Consider the following 14200-nt stretch of genomic DNA (forward strand, 5'->3'; position numbering starts at 1 on the left):
CATGCCAGCAAATAAAACAATTACCGCAATTAATACGAAATTAACATTGATTGCGTCTAATCCTTGGGCGAATACTACTGCATCAGATGCGTTGGGGTTGCCCTCGGCGGTCTCAGGTTTTGTATCCCCGTTGGTTGGTGTGCCGTTGAGTTTAGAAGGTATGACCTCGGATAATCCATTTACGATGGGTAATCAAAACATGGTGGAAACAGCCACGTCAATGGAAGGTAATTTATACGGTGGATATCTAGCAACAGCAAATAATGTCGAGCTAACCATTGCCTTTATCGCAGCCTCCGATTCATTGGCAACCTTGCAATCATTGGCAAGAGTCATGAAGGTTCAACGTGAAACGATGAAATTCAACGGCACGATGATTATCCCATCACAAGGGAAAACATTTGCGTTGAATAATGGGTATTGGCTGGAATGGCAATCAATCCCAACCCATGCAAAGACTTTACAGCCCATTCCATGTAAATTCCGCTTTGAATCCGTTGATGAAACGTTGGAGGCTTAAAATGGCACGCAGAACAATAGATATTAAAATCGAAGAAGCAGGCAGAGACCAAGGCAAGCTCTTCAAAATCACGGAAATGTCCGCTTTTGATACAGAAGCATGGGCATCACGCAGTATCAATGCAATCCTAAGAAACGCTTCTGAGCATGAAAAAATGAGGCTTCTGCCTTTGGTTTTTTCTTATTTTAAACAAATGAATAGCGAACCTGATTTTGAAACACTTCAGGATGAGATCAAAACGGGCGAGGCTGCGCATTTCAAGTCAACAGAAAGTCTTGCCGTTTATTTATCTTCAGAGTTCTTTCAATTACCATACGATGAGTTAATCATTGCGACCAAACCGTTATTAAATTGTTGTGGAATTTATTTAAATCCAGGACAAAATCAAATGATTGATCCTGTTTCAACAAATCCAACACAATATGTAGAGGAAGCATCAACCTATTATACATTATATAGGGAGGCTTTTAAGTTACATACCGATTTTTTTACGAAAAAAATCATGCAAAGTTTAGCCAGTTTGGGTCGACAATCCCCGCTCAATTAAAGACTTTGTATTACCCGAACTTGCCTCAAACCATCGGGAATGTGGTCTGTTCGCATTTGGCAACGTTAAAAGAACTACAGACAACTTATGGTGTCAAAGATTTATATTGCCTTTTGGAAATCAACGACATCAATGCTTATAACGAAGCAGTTTTGCAAACTCACTTGAACAAAGAAAAACATCATGGCTGAAATTGACAGTAACGGCCCAACGATTGAGGTTGGGATTGATATGGAACGTGTCCAAAGCGACGCGGGAAAAATGCAAATGACACTTGCAGAGGCTGTTAAATCGATTGATGCGCAAGTGAACAAAATGCAAGATAATTTTCAAAATGCGCTAAAAGAGATTTCAGTGCTACCCGATAAAATGGCAAGTGGGATGGCGGATGTTTTGCGTGTGAGGGATGACGAAAAGCGTCAAAAGGAGGATTTGGAACGAAAGCAACAAGAAGAACGGCGCAGAATCGTCGATTTCGAAACTAAACGTAGAGAAACAGGTAAAGCTGTTCTTGAGCAAAATAAGAAAATTGTCGCAAGCTTTCGCAACATGGCGTTGGCTGCCAGCACGGTGGTGACGGCTGGTATGGGTATTCGGGAAATGTTGAATTTTACCAACGACCTTGCCCGTATGGATTTGGCAATTAAAACCTTTGGCATGAACGCAGAACGGTTTTTTCAAGTTCGTAACTTAATGCGCGAGGGCGGGATTCAGGACAGCGAAACCTTTGCTATGGAAGATACCATGAGCCACGCATTTAGAACCGCACGAGAAAGGGGCGGTATGGGGCTTTTAAATGAAGGTCAAATCATCGCCTTGAATAAACTGTCCAATTACAGACCTAATCTTAATCCTCTGACGGCACGTAACGAAGATGGCTCACGAATGAATTTTGCCCAGTGGCAAAAGGAAATGATGATTGCGATGAGCAAGTTTTATCATGATAAGTCAATAAGCCTTTCTAAAGAAATGCGTATTGAAATTATGTCTGAATTTACAAAAAGCAAGCTTATAGCGCAACATATTGCAGAATTAACACCTGAACAAATTGCCCGAGAAGACGAAAAAGCAAGACGTGAGGCCGCTAATTTACAAAAGAACAGGGAAAACAACGCCAAAGTCCAAGAACTTAAAACATCCCTGGAAACAAATGTGGTCGATTTATTGGCGAAAATGTCGCCAGAGATCACCAGCATTATCGAAAGTATTAATAAATTCGCCGATAATCCTGAAAATGTAAAATTGCTTGCCCAAGGGCTGCGTGATCTGGGTGGTGTCATTTTGCAACTGCTTAATAAAGTATTACATTGGTTTCAATTTTTTGGAGTAAAAGTTCCTCAAAATTTACTTGATTTAACAGGCGAACAACCTCAATTAAAAAAAGGAGAAATGTTGAAAGAGCGCCAACAAGAGCTTAGTAAAAAATTAGGAGTTGATATTTATGATTATTCAGGAAAATTATGGGCGACAGATAACAAAAACAATACGGTTCCTTTAACTGACCCTAATGAAAGTGCAGAGAGTTTAAGAACAAGACTGGCAGAAAAACAGGCGAAAAAAGATGCGGCTCCTTCTCTAGGTGAGTTATTATTCCCCTCGGCGCATGCAGAAACAATTTCTTATCAACCTAACAGTTCAGGAAGGAAATGGACAGCAGGTGCAGGGGCAAGCGTTCAAACAAAACAGAAGCATCTTGAAGAGTTAGAGCAACAATATGGATTGCCAAAAGGATCTTTAGATGCACAATGGTCGCAAGAGTCTGGCAGAGGTAAATATATGTTATCGCCCGCAGGCGCAAAGGGTGACTTTGGCTTTATGCCTGATACAGCCAGAGAATATGGGGTCGATGTAAAAGATTTTCATTCATCTGCCCAAGGTGCCGCAAAATATATGAAGGTTCTTTTGAATAAATATCATGGCGATATTGACAAAGCGAGGGCTGCTTATAATTGGGGTATGGGTAACGTAGATAAAGTTTCACGACAATATGGAGCTGATTGGTTGTCCCACGCACCAAGAGAAACACGTAATTATGTCTCTGAAGTTAGGAAAAACGCTTACCTATACAAAAACCATTTGCTGCCAAACCGTATAAACAGCCAACAAATGCAAACTCAAACTCAAGCCCAGAAAATAATAAACGCTCGCACTGCCAATAGTGGGGATAGTAATTATAACGTCAATATTCACGTCAATAATGGCAATCCACAACATATTGCACAGGCGTTTGAACAGAAAGTCAGGCAAATCCAACGGCAAAATAAAGAAAGCGAGATCAAATTTATGAATCCAGACCCGCTTAATGGGATTTCAGGAATAAGTTAGGGGACTACTTAAAAATCGCAGCCATAAGGGTGCTTATGATTGCTGTTGATATCACTAGGTTCGTTAATAGAAGATAATAAGCCATACAAAAGAGGATTAGTAATACTAAACCATTTATAATACAAATGGGTATTTCAAATAGGATACTAATGGTGTCTAAGGCAGTTAAATTGTAACGATCTTTACGATCATGTGGATGACCACAATGTGGGCAAGACATTGCAGCAACTGACAGTCTTTCGCTGCATATTGGACAGGTTGCCATGTGATCATTATTGGAATTAATGTTCGTTAGGTATTCCACAACAATAATTAAAGGATTACAAAAAAATGATAGAAATCCCCATAATGGAGCATTCCTTCCTTTTCTTTTAGCCGCTTGATAAGCAAAAATCGCTGTAATAAATGCCCATACTAAAGGCATAAAAAGCCAAGAAATAAAATGATAACCATTATTCATATAAATAATCCATATTCGTAACTATGCTAGTTTTTTTCACATTCGCGCATAGTGTTAATAATATCATTACCAGCTTTGCTGAAATATTTCATTGCGTTTTTAACACTTCCAAAGCGGGGATTAAAATAAATTCTTGCTCTTGTTTCTACGGCTGTATCAGAAAGAAAACCATCTGGATTTACACCTTGCCCGCTTTGCGCTTTAAACATATCGTCCATCTGTTTATCAAAAACAATTAAAACGGAATCTTCAAGCATACATTTATCTTTGTTATTACTTTCAAGATAACAGTTTGAAACTAGTTTAATAACTCCTTGTCTTCCATCTTGGCAAAACGCATCTTTCATTTCTTTTTTTGCTTGTTGAATAGTTGTATTAGGAAGCGTTTTAGATGTTGTTCCATAAGCAACGGCAGGCAACGCCAAAGTCAAAACACTAGCGAGTAATAATTTCTTCATAACAACACTCCTTTACCGTAACGATATGAGAGTTGAGGAGTGTTGGCAAGGGGTTATTTGTAATTATAAGTCGAATAGGTATAAATGGAGTAGTTGTCTTTAGCTGAAGATTTATACAACATTTTACCGTCTTTGAGCATTTTACCCTGTGATCCATCTGCCAAGGTAAATTCGATAAAATTATTATCTTCAATTATTATATTCTTTACTAATAAATGACTACTTAAAATGTTTTTTGCTAACGTTCTTAAATTTTTCTCAGTTTTAAAAGCTGTGTGCAATTCATTTAAAATATCACGGCCATTATCCTTTTTTTGTAGTGTGTCATTTAATATTTCTTCTATAGCTTCTACTTGAGAAGAATAGTTATTATCTTTTTGGAATCTTTCAAGACGATGTAAAACACTCTCTGAGAGGAAATGAACTCTACCATTATTTTCTTCGTAGTTTTGGAGCATAAACAAAATTTGCGCATTAATTGATCTATTATTATGCTCTGCTTCTTTTTCGATTGATTGTTTTAAATCAGACGGAAGTCTTAACTGAAATTGCTGGATAGTTGTCTCTGTCATTTTATTCTCAAAAATTATTATAGTTTAATTTTTAACATATAATTTTAATTGACTACAATAATACTTTATTGATATGATTTCTAATCATACTATTTTAGTATGATATAATTGCAGAGGATAAGAGATGGAGAAAAGAAAAAGTCAGATCATAGTGAGAATCCCATTGGAATTAAGAGAATGGATTACAATGGAGGCTAATAAAAATTGCAGATCAGCAAATATGCAAATTGTGTATTTTTTGAATCAAATAAAAAATTCTGAACTAGGGAATGGGTTGAATGATTCGATTACCAAATAAGGTTCCTTGTGAACGTAGAATACACGTTCTTCCCAAGGAGTTATTGGAAAAAATAAGAAAGTATCAGATGGATTATAATATTTCATCTGAAGTTGAAACGGTCAGGCGCTTATTAAATGAAGCATTAGACCGCAGAGAAGTAGACAACAAAAAAGCAGTGGATCTGTCGCCAAACGTTCCCACTGCTTCTTATCAAATCCCTACAAAAGGAAATGTTTATAATGAACAATAACACAAATCACGATAATAATTCAAGTTCTCTTATTAACCCAGTTGTTCATGAGGGTGAACTTCGTATTTTAGACATCGATCTTGCTCAAAGATTAGGGTTTGAAAGACCTCGTGATATTCGCAAACTTATTAGTCGTTATACTAATGAATTAGATAGAATGGGAACCCGCGCCACGGTGGAGCGGGTTATAAATGGCGGAAAGGCAAAAGAATTTTACCTCAATCGCAAACAGGCAATTTTCATCACCGCCAAATCAGAAACAAAAGAAGCAACGGAAATCACGATTGAAATCATCGAACGGTTTGAAGCGTATGAGCGTGGGGAAATAAATCAATTTCGAATTCCTCAAACGTTATCCGAGGCATTACGTCTGGCTGCGGATCAAGCAGAAACAATTAATGTTCTAAAACCCAAAGCGGATGCGCTGGATCTGATTGCAACCTCTGATGGTATGTTTAGCCCGACAGAGGCAGCTAAAATATTGCAAATAAGACGTAAAGATTTATTTGCTTATTTACATCTAAATGGTTGGACGTTTCGTTGGCACGGGAATGGTAAATGGACGGCATATTCAGATAAAGTAAAATCTGGTGATTTGTTTATGAAGGTTACAACATTCGATGGCAATGATGGCGCCCCTAAAACAGTAGAAGACCTTAAAATCACACCTAAGGGCTTGGCTAAACTTTCAAAAATCTTTTCTAAAGAATCAGTATAGAGGGCGGTGTTATGAGTAAAAAGTATACAAATAAACCTGCTAGTGTAACTGATCGTGAATGTGATGAGATGGTTTTTCAGGATTGTTGTTTGGGAATAGCAGAAAATCCCAAAGCAATGGTAGATGATATCGAAGCAATTCAGATCGTGGCGAATTTTACAAATCCAGATCAGGATGAAAAAATATTACGATTGGCTGCTGCGATCAGAGTGCTGAAAGTTTCTCCCAAGAATGCTTTTAATACCTTATTTATGGCAACTTTGCTGGACTATAAACAAACGCTTGGCATTAAAGGTGAAATTATACGATTTAAACCAAGCCATAACAAAGGAGGATAATATGTCATATCCTGCTTTTGTTGAGATTAGCGAGTGGCAGAAAAAGAAAATTGCAAGTGATGATCTAATTAATCACTCTGTTTTTGTGGCACTAAATGTTCCTGTTGCTTGTGGAATGATACGAACTTTAATTGATAAATTAGAGATTGATCGTAAAGAGGAAGAAGCATTCGATGGTGCCACTGAAAACTTTTTGTATCAGCTAAAATATATTGCTCATGCATTAGAGCAAGATGCAGAGGAATTACATCAAAGCTTGATTGATGCAGGGCATAAAAAGCTACTGTATCGTCAGGACTAATCACAACGAAGCCACCCAATGCGGTGGCTTTTTTATTGGGAAAAATCATGGCAGGTAAAACAAGTATTGGATTGGTGGATGTTGCGGGTTCCCATGCAATGGCGCAGGGGTGGAAACTCATCACGGATTACGTCAATAAGAACTCACGATTTGGGATATTTACCAAAGACGGCAATCCTTTCTACGAGGGGTTGGTGGATTACGATAACAGTATTTCGTTTTTAAATGACGAGATTAAGTTGGGTGATAATGTCCAATGGGACGGTATTGTTAGTTTTGGGGATACGAGCGGGGTTGGCAAAAATTTAGTAGAATGTGGGATCCAAAGTTATAATTATACTCATAGTGTTAATGTGAGTAATGCGCCAGTTGAGGACGGCAGTTTTATTTCACTTAATATGACTAGAAATCCGTTTCAAGGGCAAGTTACTTATTTATCGACAGGCACTGAAAAACAACGCGCTTATTTTGAAAAAGCATTGAATGCCGCTGTTTACAGAGAAACATTATTTTTTCTTCATTCTCGACAAATTGAAATAGAGAACATCAAAATTACGAGTTACACCATCTCGCAATCCGCAGAAAATAGCGGTCAGTTATTAAAATATCTTGTCTCATTCCAAGAAATACAAAAAACGGCAATTGTCACGAATGCGTTGGAAGATGCAACTCCATTCAGTGGAACAGGGCAAAATGTGGGTCAATTACAAATGCAAGATGCCACGGGGTCTCAACAACAGGCCGCAAGGAAACTGCCATAATGGAACTTATTGATATAGATGCGGTTGATAATCAAACATTCAGCCTTAATCTAGAGGGCGCATCCTATCATTTCAGGTTAAAGGATTTGGGAAAGGCTGGGGTTTATCTTGATGTAAATCGGAACGGGCAACCTTTAATCATGGGTGTGTTATGCCTTGATCGGGTCAGGATTATTCGGTCAGCTTACAAAGACTTCCCTGGTGATTTACTATTTGTGGATCAAAATGGATTTACCAATCCAACCTATCTAGGATTTGGCACACGTTTTCTTTTGTATCATGTTTCAAAAGATGAAGACGGAGAGGTTGGATTATAATGGCAGAACCTGTTGATAACGACGATAGTGAAGTCGTTTCTGTTGGTACGAGATTTGTCGATAATTTCTTTAAAATAAGATTATTAAAATTTGAATTAATTGGGGGATTGGATCCTCAAGGTAATCAATATTATTTTTCGAATGGAGATTACTTTTTAAAAGTCGATGGGCACAGATCCACGGTTACTATTTCTTATTTCAGTGGATCGATGTTGGGTAAAGCGGAAATCACTATTTACAACTTACCTCATCAACTTGCTGATGAAATATCGAATTTGGGGCAATATATGGCAATGCCTGGCAGGTTGTGCCATCAAATTATTATCTATGCTACGACCGAAAATAGTGATGAAAATGATCCACGATATATCAAAATATTCGAAGGCAGCATTTTGGTATCTTATACGGATTATAACGCGGTTCCTGATTATGTAACACATATCCAAGCCCAGACATCAGGTGGATTTAACAATGTTCCTTGTCCTTATGTTTCCTATAGTGGTTCGGTATCCAGTGAAGATATTGTCAAAGCGATTGTGAATAATTTTAAATTAACAATTAACAGTAATGAAGCTCAAACGCTCAATGTTGAAATGATTAAAGGGGCCAAAAACCAACAAGAGCTGGATAAAATCAGAGCCAGAAACCCAATCATCAGTCATGTTGTTAATGCCAAAGTAACGACCACACAAACCAATCCTCATTTTGTCGGTGATTTAAAAACGCAACTTGACGAGTGCGCCAAGGCTGGTCGATTTGAATATAATATTCAACAAAGCATTTTATATATGTATCCCAAAGGACAAGGGATACCGAATGTCAGCGAAAGTCCACCCTTGTTTAGTGTCCAAACTGGGATGGTTGGATATCCTCAATATTCAAATAACGGTATTATCGTCAAAAGTGTATTTAAACCTTTTTTGATTTTTGGCCAGCCTATTCGAATTCAATCCAAGGTTAAACCTGCTTGTGGTGTGTGGCACAGTATGGCGTCAATGCAACACAGCTTGTCGTCTTTGATGCCAGACGGTGATTGGTACACAACGACACTTGTTTCTAATTTAAGTAATAAATGGGGATCGACGGTTGGATAATCATCTTAATAATCAGTTTAATGCTCAGATGAGCGTGATAGATACGGCAATCTCTAAACTAGATACCGCCATTCCTGCCAAGGTGATTGCAGTTAATATTAAGGATAAAACGGTTAATTTGCAATCAATGATTGATAAAAAAACGCTGGATGGCACAAAGGTTTCTATGGGGCCAATGCATAATGTTCCTTATCTTCGTTTGCAGGGCGGTGTTGGGGGTATTATTTGTGATCCTCAAGTCGGGGACGAAGGGTTTGTTGTCTTTGCCTCGCGGGATATTTCCAACGTTAAAAACAGCTCCATACCAGCCTCTGATCGTGTCTGCTCACGTTCTGATGGGGTCTATATTGGTGCTTTATATAATCAGTCACCAACAACCTATATCAAAATAACCAATGGTGTTGTTGAAATAGAAGCCCCGCAGGTAAGGATCAACGGCGATCTAATGGTCACGGGCGACGTTGTGGCATCTGGTGTTTCATTAAAAGAACATATTCACGGCAACGGAGATAATGGGGCTGATACAACGCCACCAAAGGGGGCATAATGGATTTATTACTTACAGAAGACTGGGATTTATTGGATGATGGGAATGGTTCTATTGCGTTAACCCCGTCTCAAGAATACAGCGTGGCTCAAACGGTGGCAACCGAAATCAAGTTATTTGAGGGCGAAGGTTGGTATGATCAATCCCAAGGAACGCCTCATTTTGCGTTAATACTTGGGGTAAATCCGAATTATCCCTTAATCCGTCAAGTTCTACTTTGGCGAGCCACTGGGGTTGATGGTGTTCGAAATGCGGACATGGATATGTATATAGATCAAAATAGAACCCTCAGAGGTGATATTTTTGTTACCACGGGTTTAAAAGGGAATATTTATCGTGTCCAATATTAATATCGAAACCAATGTTCCTGAAATAGAATGGTCAGAGAATGGAATTACTTTACCAGAAGAAGATAAAATTCTTGATGGTGTTATTCAAGATTTTCAAAATGCTTTCGAGAATAAATTAAAATTCTACAATAAGGAAGGTGAGTTTTTACTTTCAACGCCTCAGGGTCAGCTTGTTACGTCCATTTCTGCGATTATCTCGGATCGTAATCGATTGCTGGCTTATTATGTGAACCAGGTTGATCCTTCTTATGCGATGGGTCGGATGCAGGACGGGATTGGGCGGATTTACTTTATTGAACGAAAACCTGCAACGTATACCGAGGTGGTTGGGCTTTGCCGTGGTGGTGGGGCCAATGTGGTTATTCCCCAAGGAACGCCTGTCAAGGATAAGGCTGGGAATGTTTATGCTGCCAAGCAAGATTATACGATTGGCGATGTTGGCACGGTCGAGGCAACTTTCGTTTGTAATAAACCAGGTGCAATTGAATGCCCAGCCAATTCCATCGACATGTATCAACGCATTGCGGGATGGGACAGTGTTGAAAATCCCAAAGCTGGTGTGGTGGGTCGGAATGTGGAAAGTCAGGCACAATTTGAACAACGTCGCAGGCAGTCTGTGGCTGGGAACTCGGTCAATAGTGTGGATAGCATTATGGCGGATTTATTAAAGCTGACAGATGCCAATGGCAGTCCTATTTGCCAAGATGCGTATGTGACAGAGAATAGTCTTGGTGAGGCAATAATCAATGGAAATGTCACGTTAAAACCGCATTCTATTTTTGTATGTGTGGCTGCGTTGGATAGTTTTGATAATCAACAAGCCATTGCCAAATCAATCTGGCGCAAGAAACCCCCAGGCTGCGCAATGAATGGCGATGTGACGGTTGAAATATCTGATGATACCAAAGATGACGACGGACAACCACTTTACTCAACACCGCCAACTTATCAGATGACCTATCAATATGCTGTTGATGTCTCTATATATTTTAATATTGTGATGACCCGATCCCAAGATCAACCAAAAAATGCCGAAGCTTTAATTAAGGATGCGGTCTATAACGCATTTATAGGTGAAGATGGTTCAATACGTCCAAGGATTGGCTCTAAAATACTCTCCTCTGATTTCCTTCGTTCAGTGTTGGCACTCGGTAATTGGGCAAGAGTTACCAGTATTCAAATTGCGAGAGGTGGAAATTTTGATAATAAGGTTTCAATGGGCATTAATGAAATGCCAAGTTTAACCAAAGACCATATAAAGGTGACATTTAATGGCTGATGATTTGGTATTTAATCCAAATGAACCGCCACCATGTCTTGATCCTCGAATAACCGTCATTGCGCAATATGCCAATTCACCCAAATTATTAAGCCTGATTGATTGCTTCAGTCAGAATATTAAAGTGTGTGGGTTCTTTACAGATTTTTACAATAAAATCTGGAATATCAACACCGCCAATGGGTATGGACTAAATATCTGGGGAATTATTGTTGGGGTTAATCGAACGGTCAAGAGTTTTACGGGGTTCTTTTGGGGATTTAATGAGGAAACGCTTTTACTGGCTCGCCCTTATCACGATAATACAGGATATAATGATCGTTTGACTGAATATGAAGATCGCAGGACAGCCATCGGCATGTTTCGTGATTTCCAAGAATTAGAGGGTGAGGTTACGTTTAACGATGACAATTTTCGTAAGCTCATTTTGTCTAAAGCACATGCTAATATCAGCAATTATACAGCGTCTGATCTAAATAGAATTTTAATGCTGATTTTTGGTAATAAAGCAAAAGGGCATGAGTTATACGTCCAAGATAATCAAGATATGAGTATGACGATTGTTCTTAACTTTATCCCAAGTAGTGATGAAGTAGCAATTATATTAAACGCAGGGATTTTATTCAAACCTGCAGGCGTAGAATTAAAAGTTGATTTTCAAATAAAAAATTGAGGTTCAAATGTCTTTAAATAGACCAGATCCATTTTTGTTCAAATGGGCAGAAAATGGAGAGCGCTTTGATGTGCCTAATTCTGGGGCGGATCACAATAATGGGCGTGCAGATGTTCAAACGGGCTTTCCAAAACAAACCATGGTTTCTGTTCTACAAGGAGGTGTTCCACCTTGGGGGCGTGATCATAATGGGATCTTATATAGATTATCAGAAGCAAATCAATGGACACAGGCTGGTGGTTATCCTGTTTTTAATCAGCAATTATGTGATGCGATAGGAGGATATTCTTTTGGAGCTATTGTTGCGACTATTGAGCAAAATACATGGGTTCATTGGATAAGCCTTGAAAATGAGAACAAGACAGACCCAAATAGTTTAGATATCACTCTGCCAGGCGTACAAAAAGGATGGAGACGTTACCCAGTTATAACTGAACGCAATGGTGCCAGTTTATATTATAATGATGCTGGTGAACTAGATATATTCACCGCAGAAAACTCAATTTACAAATATGTTTCATGGTCCACGGGCAGCGATGTGACAGGGGATGGAACTCGGTTTAATCCCTTTAAAACGATAGATATGGCGGTTCAAAAGGCACCATCTACAGGTCAAATTATTATTAAAGTATTAGATGTAGATGACCATTATATCGTAGGAACAAGTGATAAAGCAGCAGAAGATATCCATTATTACAGTCCTGGCAATATATACAGTGTTGGTGATAATATTCAGGAACAACCAAAGGAAACACTTGCAGCCAGCATAAACGTAGGGATCAGAAATATTATTATTGAACCTTATAATAATCCAAACGGTGATCCAACCCAACCTGACGGATGGGAAGAGCTGCTTCAACTGACACAAAGAAATGTCGGTGATGGGTGGTGGGGATATTGTTTAACAGATGAGGCCTTAGCATCACGAGGGTTAAGAAGACCAGTTTTATACAAAATGTGGTGTTATACTTATATTTATTCAGAAAATCAATGGATTACTATTGCTCTTAGATATTGTGGTTTTGATGGCGTCCAAGGTAATTTTTCTGTAGGCTTTTTAGGATGTAGGCTAGCTAATTATAATCTACAAGACCTTGATAACGCTTCTTACTTTGTATCTTCTGCGTTTGAAAGGGTGGGTGGAACTTATATGTATAATGGGTGTATTATTGATAATTTATGCCTTCATAAAGAAAATGCCCTGTGGAAATACTCTATGGGAGGGTCAGATATAACGACAACAAATGTTTCATTTAGAAGACAAAATAGTTTTATAGATTATCAGCAAAAAAGAGAGGGGTTGTTCGTTGGTGTTAATAGTAAAATTACGATAACTGTAAGTGATAATCGTGAAGAGCATATGCCCTCTACAAATTATGCTTATATTGATAATAGTGCGATTGATTTTCTTAGTAAGGCCAGCACATTTACGGAAACCACTCTAAAGATTATTCCTAAACCATCCTCTCATTATGCTTACTTAGATATTAATCTTATTATTTCATAGGTTCAATTATGGAGCTTCTTTTACAATTTGAGCTTAATCCTTACCGTATTTATCAAGTTTCCAAAAGGACGAATAAAAATATTGCCACTTTCCCATTAAAAAACGCTTCATCTTATTTAGATTATAGCGTTGATTTTAGCCGTCGTTTCCAGGGGAATGAATATATCACAAGGGGGAGTGTTACGGTGAATGGCGTTGGCTTGGTAGTTTCATCGGTTAGCTGTAATGCTTCATATTTAACTGCATTTATTGAGGGTGGAACAGCTAGCCATACTTATTTTTTAACATATGAGGCACAGACCAACCTTGGCGGTTTCTACATCCAAGAAATGATATTATCTATCACAGGACAACAAACAGAGATTAAGCAAGACTATCTCTACTTAACCTTTACAGAAAAGGTTAAACCACCCAATACAAGACCACCACTCAATGCTTTAAAAATTAACAACTGTTATCTCGTTAGTGATAGCAGTTTTTTTATGGGGATATGAATGAGAAAAGACAAACAATGTGGGTGTAGTCTGTTGGATAATTATAGTGTTTGTAATGATCAACAAACAACGAATAGTGATGCAACAGAGACAATTCAAGATACACAACAAATATTCCATACAGATCAAATAATAATCATTCGAAAGAATGGTAATCGGGCAGAAGTTTATCAGGCTAAGTTTAGTGACCTAGCTCCTGAAGTAGCGTTACTTATTATAAAGCAAGCGACAAAGGCTATGCCTCGCACCGATCCATCTGATGGGTGTTCATTATGGATTGATGAGGGATTTGTGCGGATTGCCTCTGGTGATCCGTCGTCTTTGGGTTCTTTATCGCCCACAGCGATGCAGAAATCATTGGCGGAGGCATTTAAGATATTACCGACGTCTGATCCTGGTGATGGCAGCC

General features: G+C 38.5%; 22 protein-coding genes. 19 read left to right on the top strand and 3 right to left on the bottom strand.

The window, feature by feature from the left end; genetic code table 11:
* Window position 1: 1 nt before the first annotated feature.
* From PQG54_RS11675 to PQG54_RS11690, 4 genes are read left to right on the top strand one after another with little or no spacing between them, the layout of a single operon-like run.
* Window positions 2–520, top strand: coding sequence for a phage tail fiber protein (locus PQG54_RS11675; protein WP_271790729.1), 519 nt, complete (start codon window positions 2–4; stop codon window positions 518–520).
* Window position 521: 1 nt separating this feature from the next.
* Window positions 522–1067, top strand: coding sequence for a hypothetical protein (locus PQG54_RS11680; RefSeq protein WP_271790728.1), 546 nt, complete (start codon window positions 522–524; stop codon window positions 1065–1067).
* Between the two features lie 20 nt (window positions 1068–1087).
* Window positions 1088–1258, top strand: coding sequence for a hypothetical protein (locus PQG54_RS11685; protein WP_271790727.1), 171 nt, complete (start codon window positions 1088–1090; stop codon window positions 1256–1258).
* Window positions 1251–3392 (top strand): lytic transglycosylase domain-containing protein, encoded by a 2142-nt coding sequence (locus PQG54_RS11690; protein WP_271790726.1) that lies wholly within the window; start codon window positions 1251–1253, stop codon window positions 3390–3392. The genes PQG54_RS11685 and PQG54_RS11690 overlap by 8 nt, the downstream gene beginning before the upstream one ends.
* A 4-nt stretch (window positions 3393–3396) precedes the next feature.
* On the opposite strand, the gene PQG54_RS11695 is transcribed toward PQG54_RS11690, so the two are convergent.
* The 3 genes from PQG54_RS11695 to PQG54_RS11705 are packed head-to-tail and all read right to left on the bottom strand — an operon-like array spanning window position 3397 to window position 4882.
* A complete protein-coding gene (locus PQG54_RS11695; protein ID WP_271790725.1) occupies window positions 3397–3852 on the bottom strand; it encodes a hypothetical protein in 456 nt (151 codons plus the stop codon).
* A 26-nt stretch (window positions 3853–3878) separates the two neighbouring features.
* Window positions 3879–4310 carry a hypothetical protein gene (locus PQG54_RS11700; RefSeq protein ID WP_271790724.1) on the bottom strand — a complete coding sequence of 144 codons (432 nt, stop codon included), beginning with the start codon at window positions 4308–4310 and terminating at the stop codon, window positions 3879–3881.
* A 53-nt stretch (window positions 4311–4363) separates the two neighbouring features.
* On the bottom strand, window positions 4364–4882 hold the full coding sequence (locus tag PQG54_RS11705) for an Arc family DNA-binding protein (RefSeq protein WP_271790723.1): 519 nt from the start codon (window positions 4880–4882) through the stop codon (window positions 4364–4366).
* A 124-nt stretch (window positions 4883–5006) separates the two neighbouring features.
* On the opposite strand from PQG54_RS11705, the gene PQG54_RS12470 reads away from it, so the two are divergent.
* From PQG54_RS12470 to PQG54_RS11775, 15 genes are all read left to right on the top strand, one after another.
* The gene (locus PQG54_RS12470) at window positions 5007–5180 is read left to right on the top strand and encodes an Arc family DNA-binding protein (protein ID WP_370866920.1); all 174 of its coding nucleotides are present in this window, start codon (window positions 5007–5009) and stop codon (window positions 5178–5180) included.
* Window positions 5161–5412, top strand: coding sequence for a hypothetical protein (locus PQG54_RS11710; protein ID WP_271790722.1), 252 nt, complete (start codon window positions 5161–5163; stop codon window positions 5410–5412). The genes PQG54_RS12470 and PQG54_RS11710 overlap by 20 nt, the downstream gene beginning before the upstream one ends.
* Window positions 5402–6130 (top strand): phage antirepressor KilAC domain-containing protein, encoded by a 729-nt coding sequence (locus PQG54_RS11715; RefSeq protein WP_271790721.1) that lies wholly within the window; start codon window positions 5402–5404, stop codon window positions 6128–6130. Before PQG54_RS11710 ends, PQG54_RS11715 begins: the two co-directional genes overlap by 11 nt.
* Before the next feature lie 11 nt (window positions 6131–6141).
* Window positions 6142–6468 carry a hypothetical protein gene (locus PQG54_RS11720; RefSeq protein WP_271790720.1) on the top strand — a complete coding sequence of 109 codons (327 nt, stop codon included), beginning with the start codon at window positions 6142–6144 and terminating at the stop codon, window positions 6466–6468.
* A 1-nt stretch (window position 6469) separates the two neighbouring features.
* Complete coding sequence (locus tag PQG54_RS11725; RefSeq protein WP_271790719.1) at window positions 6470–6769, top strand: hypothetical protein; 300 nt, start codon at window positions 6470–6472, stop codon at window positions 6767–6769.
* Between the two features lie 47 nt (window positions 6770–6816).
* On the top strand, window positions 6817–7530 hold the full coding sequence (locus tag PQG54_RS11730) for a phage baseplate protein (protein ID WP_271790718.1): 714 nt from the start codon (window positions 6817–6819) through the stop codon (window positions 7528–7530).
* On the top strand, window positions 7530–7847 hold the full coding sequence (locus PQG54_RS11735) for a phage baseplate plug family protein (RefSeq protein ID WP_271790717.1): 318 nt from the start codon (window positions 7530–7532) through the stop codon (window positions 7845–7847). The genes PQG54_RS11730 and PQG54_RS11735 overlap by 1 nt, the downstream gene beginning before the upstream one ends.
* Window positions 7847–8941, top strand: a complete 1095-nt coding sequence (locus tag PQG54_RS11740; RefSeq protein WP_271790716.1) for a hypothetical protein — start codon at window positions 7847–7849, stop codon at window positions 8939–8941. Before PQG54_RS11735 ends, PQG54_RS11740 begins: the two co-directional genes overlap by 1 nt.
* The gene (locus PQG54_RS11745; protein ID WP_271790715.1) at window positions 8934–9488 is read left to right on the top strand and encodes a Gp138 family membrane-puncturing spike protein; all 555 of its coding nucleotides are present in this window, start codon (window positions 8934–8936) and stop codon (window positions 9486–9488) included. Before PQG54_RS11740 ends, PQG54_RS11745 begins: the two co-directional genes overlap by 8 nt.
* On the top strand, window positions 9488–9838 hold the full coding sequence (locus tag PQG54_RS11750; protein WP_271790714.1) for a hypothetical protein: 351 nt from the start codon (window positions 9488–9490) through the stop codon (window positions 9836–9838). Before PQG54_RS11745 ends, PQG54_RS11750 begins: the two co-directional genes overlap by 1 nt.
* On the top strand, window positions 9825–11117 hold the full coding sequence (locus PQG54_RS11755) for a baseplate J/gp47 family protein (RefSeq protein WP_271790713.1): 1293 nt from the start codon (window positions 9825–9827) through the stop codon (window positions 11115–11117). The genes PQG54_RS11750 and PQG54_RS11755 overlap by 14 nt, the downstream gene beginning before the upstream one ends.
* On the top strand, window positions 11110–11790 hold the full coding sequence (locus PQG54_RS11760; RefSeq protein ID WP_271790712.1) for a DUF2612 domain-containing protein: 681 nt from the start codon (window positions 11110–11112) through the stop codon (window positions 11788–11790). The genes PQG54_RS11755 and PQG54_RS11760 overlap by 8 nt, the downstream gene beginning before the upstream one ends.
* A 7-nt stretch (window positions 11791–11797) precedes the next feature.
* Window positions 11798–13297 carry a hypothetical protein gene (locus PQG54_RS11765; protein WP_271790711.1) on the top strand — a complete coding sequence of 500 codons (1500 nt, stop codon included), beginning with the start codon at window positions 11798–11800 and terminating at the stop codon, window positions 13295–13297.
* Between the two features lie 8 nt (window positions 13298–13305).
* A complete protein-coding gene (locus PQG54_RS11770) occupies window positions 13306–13791 on the top strand; it encodes a phage fiber-tail adaptor protein (RefSeq protein ID WP_271790710.1) in 486 nt (161 codons plus the stop codon).
* Window positions 13792–14200, top strand: a 409-nt coding sequence (locus PQG54_RS11775; RefSeq protein WP_271807729.1) for a hypothetical protein, incomplete at its 3' end; no start/stop codon positions are given.

It is taken from the genome of Commensalibacter communis (assembly GCF_947179015.1).
GTDB classification, from domain to species: Bacteria; Pseudomonadota; Alphaproteobacteria; order Acetobacterales; family Acetobacteraceae; genus Commensalibacter; species Commensalibacter communis.